Annotated in this window: 22 protein-coding genes and 1 pseudogene; 5 read left to right on the top strand and 18 right to left on the bottom strand. The window is 52.5% G+C overall.

The window, feature by feature from the left end:
- The 16 genes and pseudogenes from htpX to OR1_RS19805 all read right to left on the bottom strand — a co-directional run.
- Positions 1-851 (bottom strand): annotated as a pseudogene (gene htpX / locus OR1_RS19880) (zinc metalloprotease HtpX); the annotation flags it as partial.
- A gap of 436 nt (positions 852-1,287) precedes the next feature.
- On the bottom strand, positions 1,288-1,590 hold the full coding sequence (locus OR1_RS19875) for a hypothetical protein (protein ID WP_041974741.1): 303 nt from the start codon (positions 1,588-1,590) through the stop codon (positions 1,288-1,290).
- A gap of 283 nt (positions 1,591-1,873) precedes the next feature.
- On the bottom strand, positions 1,874-2,368 hold the full coding sequence (locus OR1_RS19870; RefSeq protein WP_041974739.1) for a hypothetical protein: 495 nt from the start codon (positions 2,366-2,368) through the stop codon (positions 1,874-1,876).
- A gap of 397 nt (positions 2,369-2,765) precedes the next feature.
- Positions 2,766-3,116 (bottom strand): hypothetical protein, encoded by a 351-nt coding sequence (locus OR1_RS19865; protein WP_041974737.1) that lies wholly within the window; start codon positions 3,114-3,116, stop codon positions 2,766-2,768.
- A gap of 66 nt (positions 3,117-3,182) precedes the next feature.
- Positions 3,183-3,413: a hypothetical protein gene (locus OR1_RS19860; protein WP_041974735.1), complete on the bottom strand. Its 231-nt coding sequence runs from the start codon at positions 3,411-3,413 to the stop codon at positions 3,183-3,185.
- A 71-nt stretch (positions 3,414-3,484) separates the two neighbouring features.
- On the bottom strand, positions 3,485-3,802 hold the full coding sequence (locus tag OR1_RS19855) for a hypothetical protein (protein WP_041974734.1): 318 nt from the start codon (positions 3,800-3,802) through the stop codon (positions 3,485-3,487).
- A 16-nt stretch (positions 3,803-3,818) separates the two neighbouring features.
- Positions 3,819-4,094, bottom strand: coding sequence for an integration host factor subunit alpha (locus OR1_RS19850; RefSeq protein WP_041974730.1), 276 nt, complete (start codon positions 4,092-4,094; stop codon positions 3,819-3,821).
- A gap of 26 nt (positions 4,095-4,120) precedes the next feature.
- A complete protein-coding gene (locus OR1_RS19845; protein WP_041974728.1) occupies positions 4,121-4,759 on the bottom strand; it encodes a hypothetical protein in 639 nt (212 codons plus the stop codon).
- 8 nt (positions 4,760-4,767) lie between these two features.
- Positions 4,768-6,120 (bottom strand): McrC family protein, encoded by a 1,353-nt coding sequence (locus OR1_RS19840; protein WP_041974725.1) that lies wholly within the window; start codon positions 6,118-6,120, stop codon positions 4,768-4,770.
- Complete coding sequence (locus OR1_RS21235) at positions 6,120-8,273, bottom strand: McrB family protein (protein WP_052440708.1); 2,154 nt, start codon at positions 8,271-8,273, stop codon at positions 6,120-6,122. The genes OR1_RS19840 and OR1_RS21235 overlap by 1 nt, the downstream gene beginning before the upstream one ends.
- A gap of 162 nt (positions 8,274-8,435) precedes the next feature.
- Positions 8,436-9,116, bottom strand: coding sequence for a hypothetical protein (locus OR1_RS19830; RefSeq protein ID WP_041974723.1), 681 nt, complete (start codon positions 9,114-9,116; stop codon positions 8,436-8,438).
- Positions 9,117-9,200: 84 nt separating this feature from the next.
- Entirely contained in the window at positions 9,201-9,926 is a 726-nt protein-coding gene (locus OR1_RS21230; RefSeq protein WP_052440706.1) for an endonuclease NucS domain-containing protein, read from the bottom strand.
- Positions 9,927-10,073: 147 nt separating this feature from the next.
- Positions 10,074-12,998 (bottom strand): DEAD/DEAH box helicase family protein, encoded by a 2,925-nt coding sequence (locus OR1_RS19820; protein WP_041974722.1) that lies wholly within the window; start codon positions 12,996-12,998, stop codon positions 10,074-10,076.
- Positions 12,999-13,057: 59 nt separating this feature from the next.
- The gene (locus OR1_RS19815; RefSeq protein ID WP_041974720.1) at positions 13,058-13,378 is read right to left on the bottom strand and encodes a type II toxin-antitoxin system RelE/ParE family toxin; all 321 of its coding nucleotides are present in this window, start codon (positions 13,376-13,378) and stop codon (positions 13,058-13,060) included.
- Positions 13,365-13,616, bottom strand: coding sequence for a type II toxin-antitoxin system prevent-host-death family antitoxin (locus OR1_RS19810; protein ID WP_041974718.1), 252 nt, complete (start codon positions 13,614-13,616; stop codon positions 13,365-13,367). Before OR1_RS19810 ends, OR1_RS19815 begins: the two co-directional genes overlap by 14 nt.
- A 70-nt stretch (positions 13,617-13,686) precedes the next feature.
- Positions 13,687-14,157 carry a restriction endonuclease subunit S gene (locus tag OR1_RS19805; RefSeq protein WP_237754373.1) on the bottom strand — a complete coding sequence of 157 codons (471 nt, stop codon included), beginning with the start codon at positions 14,155-14,157 and terminating at the stop codon, positions 13,687-13,689.
- A 56-nt stretch (positions 14,158-14,213) separates the two neighbouring features.
- On the opposite strand from OR1_RS19805, the gene OR1_RS21845 reads away from it, so the two are divergent.
- The 3 genes from OR1_RS21845 to OR1_RS21225 all read left to right on the top strand — a co-directional run bounded on the left by OR1_RS21845 (position 14,214) and on the right by OR1_RS21225 (position 15,939).
- The gene (locus OR1_RS21845; RefSeq protein WP_370543384.1) at positions 14,214-14,387 is read left to right on the top strand and encodes an ATP-binding protein; all 174 of its coding nucleotides are present in this window, start codon (positions 14,214-14,216) and stop codon (positions 14,385-14,387) included.
- Between the two features lie 73 nt (positions 14,388-14,460).
- Positions 14,461-14,592, top strand: coding sequence for a hypothetical protein (locus OR1_RS23070; protein WP_272946225.1), 132 nt, complete (start codon positions 14,461-14,463; stop codon positions 14,590-14,592).
- Positions 14,593-14,661: 69 nt separating this feature from the next.
- Positions 14,662-15,939 (top strand): ATP-binding protein, encoded by a 1,278-nt coding sequence (locus OR1_RS21225; protein ID WP_052440702.1) that lies wholly within the window; start codon positions 14,662-14,664, stop codon positions 15,937-15,939.
- A gap of 64 nt (positions 15,940-16,003) precedes the next feature.
- Here the strand turns inward: OR1_RS21225 and OR1_RS19795 are convergent, their stop codons facing one another.
- Positions 16,004-16,654, bottom strand: a complete 651-nt coding sequence (locus tag OR1_RS19795; protein ID WP_041974716.1) for a response regulator transcription factor — start codon at positions 16,652-16,654, stop codon at positions 16,004-16,006.
- Positions 16,655-16,658: 4 nt separating this feature from the next.
- Positions 16,659-18,605, bottom strand: coding sequence for a CHASE4 domain-containing protein (locus OR1_RS21220; protein ID WP_052440701.1), 1,947 nt, complete (start codon positions 18,603-18,605; stop codon positions 16,659-16,661).
- A gap of 376 nt (positions 18,606-18,981) precedes the next feature.
- On the opposite strand from OR1_RS21220, the gene OR1_RS19785 reads away from it, so the two are divergent.
- Positions 18,982-19,296, top strand: coding sequence for a hypothetical protein (locus OR1_RS19785; protein ID WP_041974714.1), 315 nt, complete (start codon positions 18,982-18,984; stop codon positions 19,294-19,296).
- The coding region (locus OR1_RS21215; protein WP_272946224.1) for a Calx-beta domain-containing protein at positions 19,293-21,042 on the top strand (1,750 nt) is incomplete at its 3' end. The genes OR1_RS19785 and OR1_RS21215, both read left to right, overlap by 4 nt.

Genomic DNA, 21,042 nt, shown 5'->3' with positions numbered 1-21,042 from the left:
CCTCTCTTGACATTGCCTCAAGCCGGGCAATCCGGTTCTTCCATCGGCGGGTGGGTGGAGAAGAGCGAGACCAGGCTGCCAGCGGTGAGCGGGTTGACGATGAACATGTGGGCGGTGGCTGGCTGGGCCTGCTGCATCGGGATCGTTTGGCTGGCGCTGTGCAGTTTGCGCAGGGCATTTGCCAGGGCCAGCGGCCGGCCGCAGATCCGGGCGCCGCTTTCGTCAGCCAGATATTCCCGTGAACGGGACACCGCCATCTGGATCAGCATGGCTGCAATGGGGGCGATGATAGCCATGACCAGTGAGCCGACCAGTCCGCCCGTCCCTTCCTCGTCGTCGCCGCGGCCCGCGCCGAGCATGGCGCCCCACTGGAGCATGTTGCCGAGCATTGAGATGGCGCCGGCGAAGGTAGCGGCAATGGTACCGACAAGGATGTCGCGGTTCTGGACGTGGGCCAGTTCGTGCGCCATGACCCCTTCGAGTTCTTCAAGTGACAGGATGCGGAGGATACCCTCGGTGGCAGCGACAGCGGCGTGCTGCGGATTGCGTCCGGTGGCAAAGGCGTTGGGGCTTTGGTCAGGGATGATATAGACCTTCGGCATTGGCAGATTGGCCTGCAGCGCCAACCGGCGGACCATGCCGTAGAAGGCCGGGTGGTCGTGCTCGCCGATCTCTTGGGCGCCGTACATCTTCAGGACGATCTTGTCAGAAAACCAGTAGGAAAAGAAGTTCATGGCGGCGGCCATGAAGAAGGCGAAGACCATGCCGGTCTTGCCTCCGATGGCGCTCCCCATGAGGACCATCAGCACGGTGAGGAGAGAGAGAAGAAGTGTTGTCTTGAGTCTGTTCATTGTTTATTACCTCCGACGATGCTGCCAAGTAATCTTGGCTTCTGTTTCGCCGGGGGTAATAAAAAAGACCTTTACCCCCGGCATGGTTGCCTGGATAAAGGTCTTGTTGGCAGGTGTCTGCCCCGGTTCCGGGTCGTTTGACCGTATTGACGGAATCCGGGTCGGCCTTGTCTGTGGCCGATAACTACTCCCCTTTAATTGATTTCATAATAATCACCTTGATCGTAAGTGTCAAGAGGGATCAGCCATCAAGACAGTGCAGGTAAACTCAGACTTTCATCATGCAAGATATTGAGGTGTGGCTGAGCGAAACCCAGCCTAACTGGCTCCTGTCTTAGGCTTAGAACCATTATTAAGGGATTTCCTTGGGAATTGACTTGACCGCACTATAATCCATTTAAGGAATCGGTGTGGAATGATATCTGTAGGAAATAAATCAGTCACTATATGGCTCCCCTTGGTTCATCATCATAACAGCTATTTCCTGCTCGCGTTGCATTGCTACCATTCGCTTAATGAACCAAGGTCTCCGTTCGAGCAAGTAATCTTCAGACCCAGCAATCTCACCACTTGTCTCTTGATTCAAGCCAGCCATCAGAGAAACTATGAACCCCCCGTAATATGCTTCGGGATCTGCAATAGCGATACCCCCCTTTTTCCCTTGCTCATCGGCATCGTCTTGGGCGATTGCGACAATCTCGTTAAGTTTTTCGATAGATATGCTAGCGTTGTTCGACATATTTCACCTCCTCCGGTTAGTTTTCACAATGGTAATATGTTAGCCCGTTCCCTGATCGGCAACATTTATTTTGAACTTTTTAAAGGAGTTTCGTTGGCTCTGATGGAGGAACCCATCACAGTTATTGTATGGGTCCTGCAAGGAGGGAGAGGTTGCCCGGCCTGGCGTTCAGCAAGGCCGGGTTCACAAGGAAGGCACTATTATACCACACAAGAAGTTAGACAAATATCAAGGCAGCCAGGTAAACCCCAGAGTGCAGAGTCGCGCTGCTATCGACAACTGCTTAGCATTGCCACCTCTGTCGCGATAACTCTATCCCCTTACCTGACCATAGCAGCCAGAAAAAGCGTGATTGCCTTGGCACGAAGTCGGCCTCTGGCAGGTCGTCTCCAAGAGTGATTTCTTTGCCGTTACGCGTAAAGGCGCACCCAATCAAAGTTTCACCGCTTGGTATCGCCCCCGCGATGACCAGAATTTCACGCCGATTCGGGTCATCAGTTGGATTTACTGAAGGCAACTTCCCATCTGGCTGCGCAGTTGACATCCATGCTTCCGAAACGTGGATTACGCATTCGGCTTGTATCATATCGGTGTAGAGCGCTAATGCGGCAGCAACATCTTCTTTCTTGTCCTCATTATTGAACTCGTATGGCAACATCTCACATCTGTCGCCGGCCTTGACAATGAAGGTTGATTTCAAATGTCCGTTGAACATGAGCGACGCTTTCGCATCAATCGCAACGGCATTCATCAATGTCAACAATTCATCTTGTGTCATATGTCTCCTTTATGGATGGTAGCCATATTCGGGATGATACAATAGCCATACTGCTCGTAATTGACTGCGGATATCGTTCAGCCGTTTCGAGTCAACGTAACCTGTGCAGTTACACATCTCTTCGTTCACGGTTTTGGTTACATAACGTATCGCGTTCACGAGGAGCCCAATTCCATATGCTTCGCGAAAAGGAAAGACTATTGGCACGAGCCCGCTGGCGTTGCAGGTAGCGCAGGTGCATGCGAGATATACGGTGCGCACACATCCCTTGGGTAGTTCGTCATGTGAATCCTCAAAATCGGCGTCAATGACCCTAACAGAGTGCCAGTTTACCGCTAACCAGAAGCACAGACAGGTATGATGGGCGGACAAGTGTCGGCGGTATTTCTCGACCTGTTTATCTCTGTTGAACATGTGCGGTGCCTCCCGGCAATACTCTAAGCAGTTTGTTCCTTCGATGTTTGTAAATGGCAACTATCTCTTGCGCTTCGTCTACAGCGACGTACTTCTGCAGGTTTTCAATTTCTAGGTCTTGTGGTGCGATTCGGACAATCAATTCATCCGAATAGACCTTGTAATCTCGACCAGGGACATTTTCGTAGATCTTGACGCCGTTACGCGCCACGACAACTACCACCTTTGTAGGACGCGTCGGTGTTGCACTGGCACTAAGAGAACGTTTGACGTACACATAACTATGGTCGTCTGCCTCGAGCAGTTTCCAGATGCGTTTTAAACCCTCGATCATTGATTCCCTCCCATATCTGCGGAACCGCCTTGCCGGCTCTGTCGGTTTGCCGTGTACATCAAGGTGTTATAGATGCTTGCCCTCCAATTCCTCGCACTCATTCGGCAATGTTGCCATCTGATGCAAAAACCTGATCGTGATAATGATATAGATCAGCAATGTGGCTGCACCGGTGACAATGCCGGCATTGATACTGTGCAATGCTACGATGTGAAAACAAACGAGCATCAGAACTTCGACTGCGGCGCGCAGCGCCATGTGACGGTGGTGGTGTTTGTGGATGGAATGATAATCCATAGTGCCTCCTTGTTAGTGATAACTGCAGACGGTATTATACAGCACATGCTGTATATCTCGGCCAACAAAAATCAGAACAGGCTAGCTATGGCTTCGGATTTTACTGAAAGGTATTGAGAGATTAAACAGCGGAGAGCGGTGGCAAGAGATACATCATGTTTGGAGGCAAATAGTTCAAGAATGGAATAATCGTTGGGGTCGAGATAGAGAATGACTCGCTTGGCTTTAGGGTTGGCATCATCGTGTGGGATAATAGTGTCGGCGAACTTGCGGATCGCCAACCGGGCGATGGCGCTCATGGTGAAACCTGCATCGCGCATTGAGGCAATCTGAGTATGTTGCTGTTCAGTAAGGTAGAGATTTATTTCCCGGCGGTTCTGAGGTTTCAAATGAATGACTCGGCGATCATTTGTTGATACTGGCCCTGAGGAGTTGGCTCGACTTGAACGAGAGCACACGCCGTGCGGTGATGGTCATTGCTTCACCGGATTGAGGATTACGACCGCGGCGGTTCGCCTTCTGTTTTACCTCGAAATTGCCGAATCCGGAAATTTTCAGGATCTCGCCCGCTTCGAGCGTTTCTTTCATGATTTCGAGGGCTGTTTCGAGTAGTTCAGCAGATTCCTTCATTGTGAACCGGGTTGTATTGCTGATACGTTCAGCGATATCGGCTTTTGTCATTTATCACCTCCGTGCGTTGATGCTTATTAAAAATCCTGAGTAAGAGCAGTGGTTGGCCGATAACCGGCAGCGATCGCCCGGACAATGCAGTGTGGAGTCAAAACGATCACTGCTAGATGCGCCGGCATTGCTTGCGCCGACCCGTAACCTGATGACTGCCAAGGGTACAACTTGCCTTTCCACAGCAACATTGCATCAGCTGGTCGTTCAGGAAGAGCAACAAATACGCCGTCCGGTAGGCTTGCCAGTTCAGATCTGTAGGTGATTTTTTCGCGCGCTCGGGTTACTCGGTCCCTGTGAATGATCCGGTCAATTGCGCTCATGCTTGTAGTCTCGTCGCATTCCTCATCAGGGTTGCCGCGCAACCAGGCATCCCTAAATCTGGTGAAGTCCTCGCGCCGACACTCCCAGCAGGGTCTGTGTCCGGCAGCAAGCGCAGTTGCCTCGTCCAGGAAGAACAGTTCCGTATAACTGCCCGGATGCATCAAAGGTCTCTTTATCCCTTTGAATTCAGTCTCACAGGCAACCCAGTTAGGATGCGCCCAGCGGCGCGTAGTCAAATTACCGTTCCCGTCATGCAGGATGCCGCGGTTCCCCATGAGGGCGCCTCTGGCATCGGTTGTGATCAGATCGCCGAAAGGATTGACTCGGTTCTGTCTGGGCATTATTCCTCCTAAACTGCCAGCAATAGCATGGTGTTACCAGCATTGACTGGTTTGGAATCATCAATCAACTTGTGGAGACTCTGGTGAAGCATCTTGATGCCGGCGCTGCTATTGATCGGCGACGAGAGATCAATTGTAGCGACAAGTATCTGTTTGCGACAATCTGATTTTGTTGCCGATTTGTCGTAATGCTCATAGGTGGCAACGATATCAGGCAGCGACCCGAACCTCGGATAGAGCAGAATAGTGCGCGGGGAGTCGAACTCTTTGCCGTAAGCGTACATCTGGTACATATCTGCCTGAGAAACATTCGCGTGAGTCTTGTCCAGATCAAGGCGCTTCCATTTTGTGTCCAGTATACACCTGGTCGAACTGCCACAGAACACAGCCAGGTCAGGGCGCAATGCGAATCGGCCCCGACCGTTCTGATGAAGAAGATGCTTTCCGCCGACCTGTGACTGCACCGTGACTTGGCGCCCGGACAATGCCAGATGAAGTTCTGCTGCAATGAACCGCTCGAACACCTCGTTCATATCGAACATGAGAGAATACACTGCGTCGCCAGCCGATGAAGAGGATGGTGAACTGCTGCGCAGAATAATCTTGGCAAGGTTAACCAACGGCTCAAAGCGCTTTATCTGGCGATCCACGGTCAGCCGGTCGCGCTCCTCAGGCGCAAATTCCACCAATGCAACATCTTCGAAATCGGGCAGCAACCCCTTGGCTTTTCGCGCAACCTGCTCACATAACTGTTGCCGCTGGCAGCTATACAGAGCAGCCTTGAGAAGGCGTGAAACGTCATTGTCCTCGATAAATTCATCCGACACGGTAAAGAAGCGCTGCTGCTGTATGGCATTTGCCTTCAGGTGCTCAGGTAGCAGCAGTTTGCCTCTGAGATACGGGCGGTTCTCAATCCTGGTGACATAGCGCCTGATCGGACCACGGCGCCACTCGCGGGCGAGATTATCAACATACAGATCGAGAAATGCTGCCAGCAAGGGCTTGCCATCATACGCAAGGCGCGCAATCTCGGTTCGGGCCAGAGGGACATACCCTGCTGATGCCACCATGGCAAGCAGGTTCTCGCGCGTAGGCACATCTGATAACTGACCGTTGATTGCATCGATTTTAGGAATCACCTCGATTGACTTGTCGCCGATACCTATGGTTCCGACCCAGTTAGTGGCTTTGATGCATTGATAACCAAGGGTAAACAATTCGTTGCCGGTCTTGTCCTGATACGCACAGATCGCCGACAACTCCCGTGACGTTATTGTCCGGTTCGCTGATGACCAGCGCGCACCGATCTTGCAGGTTTCAAATTCACGTAGGACGATGGTATGTGGGTCAATACCCTTCATTACGCTCTCTGGTATATCTTGATGATCGACTCAGGAGCGATCTGCTGCGGTGCCTCATAGATTCTGCGAGCCGAGAGGTGCGAATCGCTGGCGCTGAACAGAGAGCCGACGTTGACAGTCCGGTAGTTGATGATCGCCGTTTCCTTTGCCTTCGATCTGCCGTCGGTATCGGTGGCATCGTCCAAGTCGTCAAATACCAGTTGGACCTTCTCCCAGTCTTCGTAAAAGTACTCCTGGAGAAGCGGTATGATTTTAGTCAGGAAGATCCGCTCGAGGTCGTCATAGGTGTTGATGCCAAGGAAATACGAATGGCCGATGCGGTGGTCGCGATCGTACAGGAACTCGATTCTGTCATTCATTGCCTCAAGCAGTTTCTCAAGGTCGATCGAATCGTTGCAGTCTGGGGCAGGAATATCAGCACTACCTGCCTGCCGGATGATTTCAGGGCGAGGCATGATCTCTCTGAACTCGAAACGACGGCGCAACGCTGTGTCAAGCAGAGCAATGGAACGATCGGCGGTATTCATGGTGCCGATGACATAGAGGTTGTCAGGAACACCGAACAGATCTGCTGTCGGATTCTGAGAATGCGTATAAGGGAGTCGTAACTGGATGCCGCCGGTCCATCTCTTTGATGTGGCATCCCACTTCATCCGTTTGTCGGACTCCAGGAGTGTAATCAACTCGCCAAACACCTTCGAGATGTTGGCGCGGTTGATTTCGTCAATGAACAGTGCATATGCATTAAGCGGATCGGCCATCGCCTTGGCAACGCACTGCTTGAAAATTCCGTCTGCCACATCATAGCCGATGGCGCCACCACCTTCCGCATCAACAACCGGCTTGATTCCTTCCACGAACTCCTCATAACTGTATGACTGATGAAAAGTAAGAAAACTGTAACGGCGGACCTCTTCCTCGGCAGGCTGGAATGAAAGCATCTGTTGTTGATACGTGAGCAACTCAGGGGCGTCACTGCTCACTAACTGGGGGTCAACAGACCACGCGCCATCGGCGTCTTTAGAAAAGATCAGCGGCTCGAGGCGCTTCGTGTACTGCACATGCGCGCATTCCGTAACGGTATGTGTCTGCAACATGGCCCAGATCATGGCACGAGAGTTCTTCTGAGCCATGATGCGGTCTTTTGCCTGTAGCAAGGGATGTTGGTGGATTACCGGTACCTTGGCTGTTTTCAGTTCGAGCAATGCCAGCGCAACTACCTGCCACCACGACAGTTGCGACACAAGACTCTCAAGATATGACTCGCGGGTCTGTGGCGTTTTTGCATCGGTGAACAGCGGGAAATACTCGTTCTGCAGCAGATAGGTCTTGCCGGTGCCTGGCGGGCCATACAGTATGAGGTTGAGGGGGATATCCGGTGATGCAGTAGGTTCTGGTGTTTCTCCGATAGTCGATGGCGAGACTGTCTCGGTAGTTGTCTTCGGTGTATCGGGGGCAGTCTTTTTTCGATTGGCATTTTGCACAATATAATAAAACGATTGAAGGTCAATCATGTCCCGTGGCTGGAAATCGGCCAGTTCAACCTTCAGTTCATCCATCAAAGCAAGTATGCGGTTGTATTCCTCAACAGTAAGATATTTGCCGCCACCTAAGGGAGTCTCACCGATCAACCGCAGAAATCCGTCGAATATACTCGGTTTGATAAATATGTAGCGCTGTGGCTTCCAGAAGCACAATAAGAATGTCGGAATTGCCTTGCTGATAAACGCTGGGCTGCCATTGTCCTTCAGCCATGTCAACAGGTTCCTGAGTGGTTCATCAATATTGCCTTCTTCGTCGGCTGTTTTGAATAATACATGAAGCAGCGACATGAAGGAGTGAATTGCGGTGTCACTTGTCAGTATTTCATCGAGAAGAAGGGCCTCATCGCGCCAACTAATGAAGTTTTGCGGGTAACTGAGTCCCGGCAGTTTTTTTGAAAAAAGTTGTTTCAGGTTCGCTTTAAAGTCTTGAGAAGCAACTGAGCCAGAGTCTGCGACTACCCATTGACCGAACAGATCACGAAGATGCTTCGACGTAGCCTTCTTGTATAGATCTTCCTCATCAGAAAATTTCTGACCGCAGTCAGCGAAGGTCTTAAAGTCCGGAAACTGGCTCTGGAAGAGCACCTTGAGGTCAGCGATGTTTTTCATAGTCAGATGCTCCTGTGTCGATTATTCATGAGCCTTCTTGTTACATCTTCAATAAATTCAATTACCTTTGTCTGCCTGGTTATAACGACCAGCACTTCTAAGAGAATGTCTACGACCATTTATATATTTGACGCTGGTGGTTAGATCAAAAAGTAATGACGTTCAATGATACGGGTGGATTACAGAAATAATGAGACGTGCCGTGGCTCCCTCAGACTCTATATTTTTTATCGATGTTCTTTCCAATATGCTATCAGCCAAACGTCTCACAACATCAGTCCGCATTGTATCCAGAAACATTCGCCTATTCTCGAAAACAGTTGTCCACGACCTTCCGCGGCCCTCGTAGGCGTCTACCATAAGAAAAAGGCAACTACCGACATTGCCTGACAACCCCTTGTACATGTGGAGTTTTATCAAGTCCTGTTCAACTTCCCAAGGGTTGTTGCCTTCGTGGCCAATGGACTGCAAATATTCTCTGAAGGGTCTGCTTTCCATGACACAGTCAAATCGGCTATACTCTGTCCGGCTCGATTTGAGTTCACAGATGTGATAGTAGTTATCGTGAAGTACCACAATATCGGGTTGTGCATTTGCCGGGAATGATGCTGACTGCAAACCGATAGTTTTGCCTATTTTGGTTGTCTTGGCCACATTACTTTGCCCGAACCGACTTATCGCTACTTCCTGCATTACTGCTTCAAGTGATTTCTCTCGTACATCAAAACCAATGTTAAATTGTCGTTTCTGAGTAAGTTCAGCAAGTACATTTTCTTGAGTCAGTCGATTTTCAAATTCTCGAATCGGCCAAGGATTTGAGGGATTGTCAAAACGGTCAATCATGCGTTTACCTGAATGTATTTTATCCTCGGATGGCTGTGCGAAAAGCGATATCAGCAACTTCCAGCGACTGCCTGTCAACGATGTTTATGCCAGTACCGTTACTTGCTCTAAGGTTACGCTCAACTTATAGCGATGGAGTGAAACACCTGGAACACGCTCGGTAGCCAGAATCAGATCTGGCGAAATATCCTTGGCAATGATCATTCCACGGCACGGTCCATTACCCAAATTTCTATCTACCCATCCCATGTAGTAAAGTATCTGCCCGATGGTCTTATTTCGGCCTCTGGCGACCTTCAACTCGATAACTACGAACTTACCTTGTTTATCGACGGCTAGAATGTCAATGAAACCGTTCTCAACAGGGAATTCTACGCCTGCTCTGCCATTTGATGAGTAAATTGTCATGCCTTTTTCTATGCGTTCAGGGTTTTTAGCCAAAAAATCGCGAAGGTCTGTCTCAGCAGCAAACTGCTGGTCGTCCATTTCATCAAGGTCTTCGTTGTTATTATCCACCGATTCGGAAGCATTGCCTGCTAGAAAGTCCTCATACCTTCGTTTAATGTTCAGAAATCTTCTGCGGAACGTCTCTCCACCAGATGTATTGCCATGTGGCCAGTGCAGGGCTTTAAACTCCTGGTAAATTCCATTTTGCTCAAATAATTCGACGATATAGCCTCGTCGAAGCGATGAGTCGTATGATAAGTCCCATTCAATGACCAGGCTGCGTATTTCAGAAATTTCTCTCTCAAGGCCTTTACTCACTCCGAATGTATAGGCGAGTAACAATGGTAGAGTATTTGGCGGCATGTATTCTCCTTTGTCTAACTGGAATGGAATAAAACGACTACCCTGTCGTTTAGCAGTCAGACAACCCCGGGCGGTATGCGAGTATGGTAGTGAAATATTGCCGGACTCAAGTGCAAACCGTGGTCTGCTGTCCAAGCGCTCGAAATATCAAACGTGCAAATGGTTCTGAATGACGGTCATCGCCATAATGTCGAAGATGGCGCCGGTGTCGATATAGTTCGGGTTGGTCAGTTCATCATAGCGCCCGCGCTCGTCATAAGCGTCCTGGATGAACTTGTTGAGTTGCAGCCGGTAGATGTCCTCAAGATACGGTCGATCGTTTCTGTGGTTGAGGACCGTGGTTTTGATGACATCGTCCGCAACCTTTTCCTCGGTTACTTCCTTGATGTACAGCGCCTCTTCTTCGGTTATGGCAAAGGATTTCCGGATCTCGGCAATCATGTCCGAGATTGATACCTTGACCAGAGGCACTCCGCCACCTTTCTGGCCGGTCGATGACGGTCCCTTCCGTTTGCCGCCTTTCCACACAACTTCTCCCTGATCCTGAACCGACGCCTTGACGACTGTCGTGGCGCGAACCAGTTTCATCATGTCGGAAACCGTGCCCATCTTGATGAGTTGCGGGCCGACAATTTCGGCAAAGGTTGCCATCTCTGCATAGGGGGGCGGATAGGTGAAGAAGCAGGTCAGGAAGTGATACGATTTGACGTAGCGTGCGAGCAGATAAACGAATGCCTTGCGCTGCTCGATATCAACGATCTTCTCCTGAAACCTGGTGCGCAGGTTGGAAACCGCATACTGTATCTGGGCATCGGTGCCGGTTTTCGCCAACTGCGCGAACTCTGTCACCTCTTTCTGCGTATAGACTGCGGCAGCAAATATCTCTTCCAGCAGTTTGGTGCATTGCTTCTCGTCCGGGTCACCCGGCTCGAACGGCGTCCCCTTGCGGTATTTGGCAAAAGCCTTCAGGATTGCGTCAGCATTGTTGGTGAAATCCACGACGATTACATCGTTTTTCCCATCATAGCAGCGGTTCAGCCGTGAAACGGTCTGAACGGCATTCCGGTCGATCACCGCCTTGTCGAGGAACATCCCTGCCAGAAGAGGCTGGTCGAAGCCGGTCTGGAATTTGTTCGCCACCACCATCAGCCGGTAGTCATCACCTTCGAAACGATCCTCGATCAGTTCGCCAGTGCCGAGATCATTGACCTTGTGCTCACTGATCGCCTCGTTCGTCTCGGGGTGGGTGAAATCCGAGAAGGCGTACAGCACCTTGTAATGCGCACCGCGCTCCTTCAGTTTCTCCTTGATGATCTCGTAATAACGGAGGCCGGCCACACGGGAGGTGGCGACGATCATTGCCTTTGATCGGCCATTGATGAGTGGGCTGACCCGCTCTTCGAAGATCCGCAGCATCACCTCGGCCTTGTACTGGATCAGGCCGTCATCCTGGTACGCCACATTCTTGAGCGCCTTCGAGATGACACCCTTGGGGTAGAGTTTCTCCTCTTCTTTCTTGGGGAGGATCGGGCAATTCAGGTTGTACAGGGTTTTGAACGACAGGATGCTCGTAGCCACATCGACGATATACCCTTCCTCGATCGCCTCCGCCTCGGAATAGGTGTCGAAGGGAGCGCCGAAAAGGGTCACCGTTATCGGGGCCGGCGTGGCGGTGAAGGCGACGAAGAGTTGGTTGTTGTCATGCTCACGGATGATACGGGCGATTTTTTCTTCCTCGTCCTCGCCGTTATCGCGGGCATCTTCGGCATCGGCCTCATCCGGCTTGCGGAACGGCACTCTGATGGCTGCGCCCATCTGGCCTTCCTGGGAACGGTGCGCCTCGTCGATCAAGAACGCCACCCGCCGCTCCTTCAGTGACGGGTCCTTTTCGAGTTGCTCCAGTATCCAGGCAAACTTCTGCTGGGTCGAGACGATGATCGGCATCCGGTTCTTGAGAAACCGCGGCAGGTCTTCGGCCTTGCGCGCCAGACCGACAATGTTTTTCAGGTGGGAAAAGTTCTCGATTTCGTCGCGGATGTTCTTGTCGAGCGATTTCCGATCGGTAAGTATCACCACCATATCGACCAGTTTATAGTTGGTGCCGGGTTTATAGAGGCTGTGCAGCCGGTCGGCCAGCCAGCAGATCGAAAGGGTCTTGCCGCTGCCGGCGGAGTGATTGATCAGGAACTTGCGGCCAATGGTGCCGGTATCGACGAAATTCTGCAGAGCGGCATCGGCCACCTTGCGCACCATCCGGCTCTGGTGATAGCGCGGGAAGAGCGAAAACTCCGGTTGCGCAGGTCGATCAGCGGCGGCATCCCGCTTCGGAACATGCACCAGGAAGAAGGAGAGCGACTCAAGAAGGCGCTCCTTTGACAGCACCTCGCGGTAGAGGTATTCGACCGGATACTCCCCCTTGGTCATTGGTTCGTTGGCCAGGCCAGTATTGAACCAGCGGAAGTTCTCCTCCCGGCGCGGGTCGGTCGCCACCATGACATCGCTGGTATCCGCGGCGATATGGAGGAACGGCAGTTGGAAGATCCGCTCGTTATGATCGCGGGCAGCATATTGGCTCACCGCATCATGCACAGTCTGGTTCTGCTCATGCTTCAATTCAATGGTGATGATCGGCAGGCCGTTCAGGTAGGCAACGAAGTCAATCTCTTCGTTTTTGGCGCCGAAATAGAAATGGTGCCGGAAGGTGATGCGGTTTCGCTCATAAAGAGCCGTGGCAACGCTCTGATCGGAGCGTGGTTTGGAATAAAAGAGTTTGAAGCCGATGCCGCGCACGGTCAGGCCGTTGCGGATGATCAGCCAGAGCGGGGAGCGGCGCAGTTCGTCTTTCAGCGCCTTGAATATTTCATCACGGCTGTCGTTGCCGTAGTCTTCGGCCAGTTTGGCGATTGCTTCGGCCTGAGTATCCTGCAGAAAAGCCCAGAGGTGGTCCTCGGCAAGGGCGTAGTCCGGATCGGTGATCTCAGACTGCTCAAGCATGCCGTACCCATGCTCACGGACCAGGAAGCCGGCGATATGCTCTTGAAAAGTTATTTCAGGGGCTTTGCGTCGTGCCACGTAGTGTTCGCCCGCCTCTGGCTGCAGGGGGCGCCCTCCTTCAGATAACAGTTACAACATTATTTCTCTAGCAATCGCGCCAAGGCTGCATGGTAAACAGCCAGATCCTCACGGCGGTCAACAGCCAGAACCAGGACAACCAGCACATCATCAACTTCGTAGACAAGCCGGTATCCCTGCTTGCGCAGTTTAATCTTGTAGCACCCTTTCAGGTCGCGATGCAGTTCCGCGCCAGGAACATGGGGCTGATCCAGACGTTTCTTGAGCGCTTTACGCAGCGGCTCCTTGATGCTGCCATCCAGCGCCTGCCACTCCTTGAGCGCGTCCGGCACGAACTTGAGTCGATACTTGGTGCCTTTATCGGCATCAGACGGTGTCAATGTCTACCTCAACCGCATGACTCTTTTGCGTGAGCCGTTGACGGACAATATCCGTCAAGTCCCGGTCTGCAAGGGCATCAACAAACATCTCGAATATCTTCGGGCTGACCATGTAGAACGCAGGCCGGTTGTGGTTGAGGACTGCTACCGGTTTTTCACCGGCAGAGCGCAGCACCTGCGACGGGTTCTTCTTGAACTCGGACATGCTGATGGAAAGGTCGGCGTAAATTGTATCCATACAAATAACCTCCTGTATGGCTCTAAATATAGAGCCATTTGCGGAGTTTTTCAAGAGAGAGTTGCTATTTTTACACCCGCCGCTGACCAGTGACACATTCGTGGATCAGTGATTTGCGGTAGGCGGTAAGGGTGTCGATTTGTCGGTTTAGCAAATTCTTAGTAATTGCAACTGAAGCGGTCAACTTGTTGAGAGTGGCAACAATTTCTTCCTGCTCTTTTATGGGCGGCAACGGAACTATGAGTTGACCATAACGAGTAGAGTTCAGGTTTGATTGCTGTACGGAAGGGATAGCCAAACGCCGTGCATAGCCGAGAAAACCGTCACAATTGACAACATAGTTCATGAATTCTGGAACAACTTGGTGATTTAATCGAAACCGTACGAGGTAAGATGCAAAGGTGATTGCATCTTCTTTTGAGCCGCGGAATATTGCTGCTTTGCCAACCTGGTCAGGACTATTCGTACGGTTGTATAGGAGATCGTCCTTTTCTAGCAAAAGATCGGGATGGACGTCATCAACATAGTCTATTTTCTTCATCTGGATTTCACCATTGTTGATATGTCCCATCTTGAGTACCGGGTAACGGCGGCGGAATTGCCGAAGAAAACATGGACCGGCTCTTTGATCCCTACTTTACCACCAAGGGACCGGACAAAGGGACAGGGCTCGGCCTTTTCATGTCAAAAAACATCATCGAGAAAAACATGGGGGGGCGGCTGACGGTACGCAATATAGGGGCTGGAGCGGAGTTTGGGATCGAAGTCTGAAAGGACACCCTCACCTTTCCCAAGCCATCAGGGAAAGGCGTGGCAAAATTATTCCTGATTGAAGGAGAGAGCAATGAGCATGTTCGGAATGATAATTATGTGGATATTTTTCATCGCCATACTTATTACGGCCTTGAATACCGGGTTCGTGGACAAGGAACAGAGTAAGCGCAAGGCTTTCTGGGATAAATTTGAAGGCAAATAACCGCTTGAATCTGCGGGGAAATGTCGACAAGATCCTGCCAGCAGATTCCCTGGGACCAGAGAAGGTGTTATGGACAAAGACAAGAGCCAGTTTCAGGCAGAATCCGAACTGCGCCGTCGTGCTTTAGACCGGCTGGCTCAACAGCCTCTGGAAGCGCGATCGCCCCTGACAGAGCATGAAAGACTGAAGCTTCATCATGAACTGCAGGTTCACCGGCTAGAACTGGAGATGCAGAACGCGGAGCTGCGCCGGGCACGGGACGATATGGAGAAGGCGCTGGAGATGTACACCGACCTCTACGATTTTGCGCCGGTCGGTTACTTCACCCTCGGCAACAACCGGGAGATACTTGCCGCCAACCTCACCGGGGCAAATTTGCTCGGGGCCGAACGCTCCATGCTGATCGGCCGGCGCTTTGATCTGTTCGTTGCCGATGAGTCTCAGCCGAAATTCCATGCACTTTTTGGAAGGTTGTTCGAAAGCCGGGACAAAGAGTCCTGTGAGGTGATGCTCGCGACCGGTGGGAATTTCCCGCTTTTTGCGCAGATCGAGGCCGTCATGTTCGGGTCGGGACAGGAGTGCCGGGTAGCGGTCATTGACATTACCGAACGCAAACAGCTGGAAATGAAGATTGAAGCAATGAACTTCGATCTTAGCGCCAAAGCCTCCGATCTGGCAGCCGCCAACAGCGAACTGGAGGCGTTCAACTACACTGTTTCCCACGACCTGCGGAGACCGTTGGCGATCATCCACGGCTATTGTCAAGTGCTTCAGGGGTTGTGCAGCAACCAGCTCGATGAGCAGTCCAAGGAATTTATCCGGGAAATATATGACGGCACCCTGCGCATGAACCGCCTGATCACGGCACTGCTCACATTTTCCCGCGTGACCCGCGACGAGATGCACCGGAAAACGGTTGACCTGAGTGTCATGGCTAAGACCGTGGCTGCGGAACTGGAAAAGGGTGATCCGGAACGCCGGGTCACGTTCCGGATCGCAAAAAAGATAAGCGCCGACGGTGATGCCGGTCTGTTGTGCATTGTCCTGGAAAATCTCATCGGTAATGCCTGGAAGTTTACCGGCAATCGTAAAGGAACGGTAATCGAAGTCGGCATGACGGAGTGTGACGGTAAACCGGCATATTTTGTCCGGGACAACGGGCCGGGCTTTGACTTGACCGATGCAGAAAAACTGTTCGCACCTTTCCATCGGCTCCACGGAACTGAGGTCGACGGGCACGGCATCGGTCTGGCCACGGTGGACAGGATCATAAGGCGTCATGGTGGCCGGGTCTGGGCCGAGAGTGAGCCCGGCAAAGGGGCGGCCTTCATGTTCACACTGGAGTAATAACTGCGATGGAAAATACGCGGAAAAGTTATCACCGGTTTTTCCGGGAAGGATATACCCCCGATTAATTCAGCGAGGTGAGCCCCTCGCGCACCGCATATTTTGTCAGTTCGGCAACGCTGTAGAGATTCAGTTTCTTCATAATGGCGTGCCGGTGGACTTCGATGGTCTTGATGCTGATGGCGAAATGCGTCGCAATCTCCTTGGTACTCCTGCCATCGGCGATCATTTGAATGATTTCCCGCTCGCGGTTGGTCAGAGATTCGAAGGTCAGCGGGAGTTTGTCCGGGATTCTCTGCAGATAATCCTTGATGATGAGTTCGGTGATCCTTGGCCCCAGGTAGGTCTCATTTGCTGCAACAATCCGGATTGCATCCGCAAGCTCGGTGAACGGGGCGTCTTTCAGGACATAGCCGCTGGCCCCGGAATCGAGGACTTCAACAATGAAGCGGCGATCCGATTCCATTGACAGAGCCAGCACCTTAATCTCGGGGTGTTCCGAACGGATCTTTCTTGTGGCCTCGATTCCGTTCATCTCCGGCATCGATATATCCATAACAACCAGATCGGGCAGCTGTTCACGGGCCAGCCGCACAGCCTCGATCCCGTTTCCCGCTTCTCCGGTAACTTCCATGTCCATTTCCCTGTCAATCAGGGCACGCAATCCATCCCGGAATATGGCGTGGTCATCAGCCAGCAGTAATCTTATGCTCATACGATTATTTCTCCTCATTCGGCTTCAGGTCGATCGGTGCAGATATGGTTACACTGGTGCCGGCTCCGGGTGCAGAGACAATGGCAAGCCTCCCGCCCAGAAACTCGATCTTCTTCTGTGAATTGAAAATCCCGAACCCGCCGGATTTCGGCTTCAGCAGGGTCGATTTGGCAATGTCAAAGCCCTTGCCCTGGTCTGATACGGTTACGACTATCATGTCATCCTGTCTCGAAATATAGATGCCGGCCTGTTTTGTGCCGGAGTGTTTCGCGATGTTCAGCAGCAGTTCCCTCACGATCTGGAAGATCGTGGAGCGCGTCTCGTATGTCAGTGGTATCGGGCTGGCATCACTGCTGATGGCTGTTTCAAGTCCGTAATTCCCCTCGAACTCTTCGCCGAGCCACTTCAAGGCAGCCTCAAGACCGGCGTTTGCAAGGATCGGCGGCCGCATCTGGAAGGTAAGCGACCTGATATCCTGGACCGCCCGGTCTATCAACGCCTCGACTTCCACAGTTGTCGGTTCGCATTCGCATGGACCGTTAGCCGCTATCATGGAGTTCAGTTTCATCTTTCCCAGCAGCAGTGTCGGCGCCACCTGGTCATGAAGCTCGCCGGCAATCCGGCATCTCTCCCGCTCCTCGGCGATGGAAAGCTCGGCCGCCATGGAGGAGATGATGTCTCTTTGCTCTATTAACCCTTGTTCCAGCGCCTTCCGCTCGGAGATATCCCTCATGAAGCATTGCAAACTGGCGTCGGGCATCTGCTTTATGCGCATCTCGACAAAGACGGTCGAACCGTCTTTTCTGGTCAGGGAGCTTTCAAGCGCAACCGTATCCTCACCTGTTGGCAGAGAAAGGTGAAACGAATGGTATTCGTCATTCTCTTTGAACAGACTGTCCAGCTGCATATGCTCCATCTCGGCCTTGCCAAGACCGGTAATTTCACAGGCCCGGCTGTTGACGCTGAGTATGCTCCCCTTGCCGTCCAGAATGAAAATCCCGTCAACGGCAAGGTCGATTATGGCCTGCAACCGCTCGCTGCTCAGCTTCTCGATGTGTCGGACAGTGTGGAGTCTTTTTCTGGCCAGCAGAAAGTAGATAACAAAAAGAGACAGGGAACTGCCGCAGATGATTATGAACAGCCAGGTGGCCAGTTTTGCCTGACTGATGAGCTTCCGCGATTTATTCACCATCAGGATGCCGGCATCTTTGCCAAAGATATCCGGAACGAGCGCGTAGCCGGTAATTGAGTTGCTGTCTTCAATATCGATCTGCACAGAATCCTTGCTTTTAAGCCTGCTCCTCATTTTGGCGTAATCGTAACCTGCCGGAGCAACTGAGCTTATAAAAGAAAGGTTGTGCTGAACAAGGGACCCGATCCGCTTGAGTTCCGGCCCGTCAAGAAAGCGTCCCATGACCAATGTCCCCTTGATCGGCCCCTGATACTCGCCGGTAAGAATCGGGAGGGAGACGATGAGGATGGTCCCTTCAGGGATCGTAATCAGGCCGGCCAGGGAGTGGTCGGTCGCATTGTGCCGCAGCAGATAGGAACCGGGGGAGAGGTGGCGCAGCAGGTTCCCGGGAATCGGTTCCCGGATCTTCCGGTGATAGTCGTGCCCTCTGCCAAAAACCATCCTGCCGTCATTGTTGAAGACCATGAAGACGTTCAGGCGGAGTTTCGTGTAAATCGATTCGCCAAGGCTGGTCGTTATGTACTGTTCATTTTCATCCTGAACGAATCTGTAGGTTTCGTCCCATCCGGAATAATCCCCAGCCGTTGTGCTCAGCTGCTGGATTTCCGCATTCAGGATGTTGAGCGACTGTTTCAGGTCGTTTTCAAGCTCCTGACGTTCGATCAGGGCAAAGCTCTTGAAGGATATGACCGGCAGCCCGATACAGAGGAGCGCAATTATGCAAACAACTCCAAATGCTGACCCGACACGAATCTTCATGCGTCCCTTCCCGGTATCATGGGTAACGTCCGGCCCCACGCAGATTTTCTAGCACATACCTGCATTTTTGTGAAGGGGAATCCATTCTCTTTTGCGCTTAATAAAACGAATAATACCGGCTTGATCGGTCATGTTAAACCAAACGATGCATCCGGATACACAGTTGAATGGCCCATATAGTGCAATTACCCCTGTCAAGTTGCCACAATCTACGCTAATTCGCACACCAAACCTCGCTTTCCCTTAGACCAGGGAGGAGGTAGTTTAAATAATTTAAACCAGTTAACTGCCACATGCCTTAGTCGGCATATGACATTAACAATACTATCATAATGTAATCCGGCTTCTAATTAGCCGTGCAACTATGGAGGTGACGATGAGATACAATCCGGTAATCATCAACGGAAAGAACCTGTCCATAATCGAGGATACCTACCTCCTTGCCGCGCTCATGACGTTTGAGCCTTCTATATCCTGCACCCCGTTCTGGAACGAGAGCGGCAAGGTGGTCTTCGAGGTGGCGGGACCGATATCCGAGGGGATGCGCCGCTACTTTTCCGGAGAACAGGCTTCGCTTGTAGTTTACACCGCCAAACTGAAATTCCTCCGCTCATCGATATTTTCCCTGCGTAAATCATCTGCAAACTACAAACACGGATTGTGCGGGTCCTTGAACAGGAGTGTGGCATGAAACGAAACCTGTACGGGCTTATAAAAAGAGCCCTGCCTGGCGGAAACCACGGCAACCGCCCTGACATACGGGCATTTGGTGTTGGCTCGATTGCCATGGCCCTTGTTGTCATCGGCTTCTTTGCCACAGCGCATTTCTACCCGCATTCGGCGATTGCCTTTGTCTCAAAAAATTCGTCCTGCTCCGCATCGACGTGTCACGGTACAACGATTTCCGGTGCGACCATAACCACAGGGATCAACGGGGCTCAGGCAACATCTGTAACTGCCACCGCCGGTTCAACCTTCGAGGTTGACTGGATTTTCACCAATGTGGCTAACGGCGATCCAGTCGGCGTGGAGGTGGTGGTGCCGACCGGCTGGACCGTTGCCAAGGGTACGGCCAACACTACCGGGCTCACCGGCTGGAGCACGGCCTGGAACCTGAGTGACGGCGTCTCTGCCTGGACCGGCGGCTACGACACCTCTACCGAATACCCCAACAGTCAGGTTGGGTACAGTCTTGACTATAACGGTACAGGGTGGGACGCTGGGAGCAGAAACTCTGCTTTTGATGATGCTTCTTCCGGCGACCTCGACGGCACCGCAAACAGGATGGGGTGCGATGTCAGGATCACGGTCCCGGCCGGGACCCCGGGCGGCACCTACCAGGTGGTAGTGCTTGGCGTAGGCCATGACGGTTCAAAAGCGAAAGGGCATATCGAGCAAGTCATAACCGTTACTGTGCCATCAGCTGGCACGCTCCAGTTCAGTTCCCCGACCTATTCCGTGGCTGAAAACGGCTCGACGGCCACCATCACGGTCACTCGAACCGGTGGAACCGTCGGCGCGGCATCGGTGCAATACGCCACCAGCAACGGCACGGCGACCTCGGGTTCGGACTATACCACGGCCAGCGGCACGCTCAACTGGGCCAATGGCGACTCTGCCAACAAGACCTTCACGGTGCCGGTCACTAACGATACGGTGTATGAAGGGAACGAAACAGTCAACCTGACCCTCAGCAATGCTTCAGGCGCAACACTTGGTACACAGACCACCGCTACCCTTACAATTACCGATAACGAGTCACCGCCGACGGTACAGTTCAGCGCCACCAGCGGCAGCGGCGCAGAATCGGTCACCCCGGTAACCGTGACCGTCACCCTCTCCGGGACGGCATCGGCGGTCCCGGTAACCGTGCCGTTCTCTGTCAATGCCAGCAGCACGGCCACCGGCAGCGGCACGGACTACACCATCTCGGCAAGCCCCTTGACCTTTGCCCCGGGCGTGACATCGCAAAACATCACCCTGAACATTGTCGACGATACCGCGGTTGAACCTAACGAAACGGTCATCGTGAACCTGGGGACACCATCAAACGCAAACCTCGGAACCAACACGACCTATACCTACACCATCAACAACAACGATGTGGCTCCGGTCGGGACCATTGGCCTGAGCGCCTCGGCCTACTCCATCGGCGAGGCCGGCCCGAGCGTAACCATTACCGCCACCCGCACCGGCGGCAGCAGCGGCGCGGTGGGTATCAGCTACGCCACCAGCAGCGGCACCGCCCTATCCGGCAGCGACTTTACCGCCACCAGCGGCACGCTCTCCTGGGGTGACGGCGACACGGCCAGCAAGACCTTCGAGGTCCCCATCACCGACGACGCCCTGGTGGAAAGCAACGAAACCTTTACCGTCACTCTGAGTTCCCCGACCGGCGGCGCATCGCTGGGTTCGCCATCAAGCGCCACCGTGACCA

The organism is Geobacter sp. OR-1, from assembly GCF_000813145.1.
Lineage (GTDB): Bacteria > Desulfobacterota > Desulfuromonadia > Geobacterales > DSM-12255 > Geoanaerobacter.
Note: the sequence above shows the minus strand (reverse complement) of the source record. Positions and strands in the feature narration are given on the sequence as shown.

What these genes read in the sequence shown, in the direction of transcription:
- OR1_RS21230 (WP_052440706.1), bottom strand. Translation starts at nt 9,926, where the DNA reads ATGCCGCCAAATACTCTACCATTGTTACTCGCCTATACATTCGGAGTG.
- OR1_RS19785 (WP_041974714.1), top strand. Translation starts at nt 18,982, where the DNA reads ATGAGATACAATCCGGTAATCATCAACGGAAAGAACCTGTCCATAATC.
- OR1_RS19805 (WP_237754373.1), bottom strand. Translation starts at nt 14,157, where the DNA reads ATGAAGAAAATAGACTATGTTGATGACGTCCATCCCGATCTTTTGCTA.
- OR1_RS21235 (WP_052440708.1), bottom strand. Translation starts at nt 8,273, where the DNA reads ATGAAAAACATCGCTGACCTCAAGGTGCTCTTCCAGAGCCAGTTTCCG.
- OR1_RS19875 (WP_041974741.1), bottom strand. Translation starts at nt 1,590, where the DNA reads ATGTCGAACAACGCTAGCATATCTATCGAAAAACTTAACGAGATTGTC.
- OR1_RS21225 (WP_052440702.1), top strand. Translation starts at nt 14,662, where the DNA reads ATGGACAAAGACAAGAGCCAGTTTCAGGCAGAATCCGAACTGCGCCGT.
- OR1_RS19810 (WP_041974718.1), bottom strand. Translation starts at nt 13,616, where the DNA reads ATGGATACAATTTACGCCGACCTTTCCATCAGCATGTCCGAGTTCAAG.
- OR1_RS19865 (WP_041974737.1), bottom strand. Translation starts at nt 3,116, where the DNA reads ATGATCGAGGGTTTAAAACGCATCTGGAAACTGCTCGAGGCAGACGAC.
- OR1_RS21220 (WP_052440701.1), bottom strand. Translation starts at nt 18,605, where the DNA reads ATGAAGATTCGTGTCGGGTCAGCATTTGGAGTTGTTTGCATAATTGCG.
- OR1_RS19840 (WP_041974725.1), bottom strand. Translation starts at nt 6,120, where the DNA reads ATGAAGGGTATTGACCCACATACCATCGTCCTACGTGAATTTGAAACC.
- OR1_RS19845 (WP_041974728.1), bottom strand. Translation starts at nt 4,759, where the DNA reads ATGCCCAGACAGAACCGAGTCAATCCTTTCGGCGATCTGATCACAACC.
- OR1_RS19870 (WP_041974739.1), bottom strand. Translation starts at nt 2,368, where the DNA reads ATGACACAAGATGAATTGTTGACATTGATGAATGCCGTTGCGATTGAT.
- OR1_RS19850 (WP_041974730.1), bottom strand. Translation starts at nt 4,094, where the DNA reads ATGACAAAAGCCGATATCGCTGAACGTATCAGCAATACAACCCGGTTC.
- OR1_RS19860 (WP_041974735.1), bottom strand. Translation starts at nt 3,413, where the DNA reads ATGGATTATCATTCCATCCACAAACACCACCACCGTCACATGGCGCTG.
- OR1_RS23070 (WP_272946225.1), top strand. Translation starts at nt 14,461, where the DNA reads ATGAGCATGTTCGGAATGATAATTATGTGGATATTTTTCATCGCCATA.
- OR1_RS19830 (WP_041974723.1), bottom strand. Translation starts at nt 9,116, where the DNA reads ATGATTGACCGTTTTGACAATCCCTCAAATCCTTGGCCGATTCGAGAA.
- OR1_RS19795 (WP_041974716.1), bottom strand. Translation starts at nt 16,654, where the DNA reads ATGAGCATAAGATTACTGCTGGCTGATGACCACGCCATATTCCGGGAT.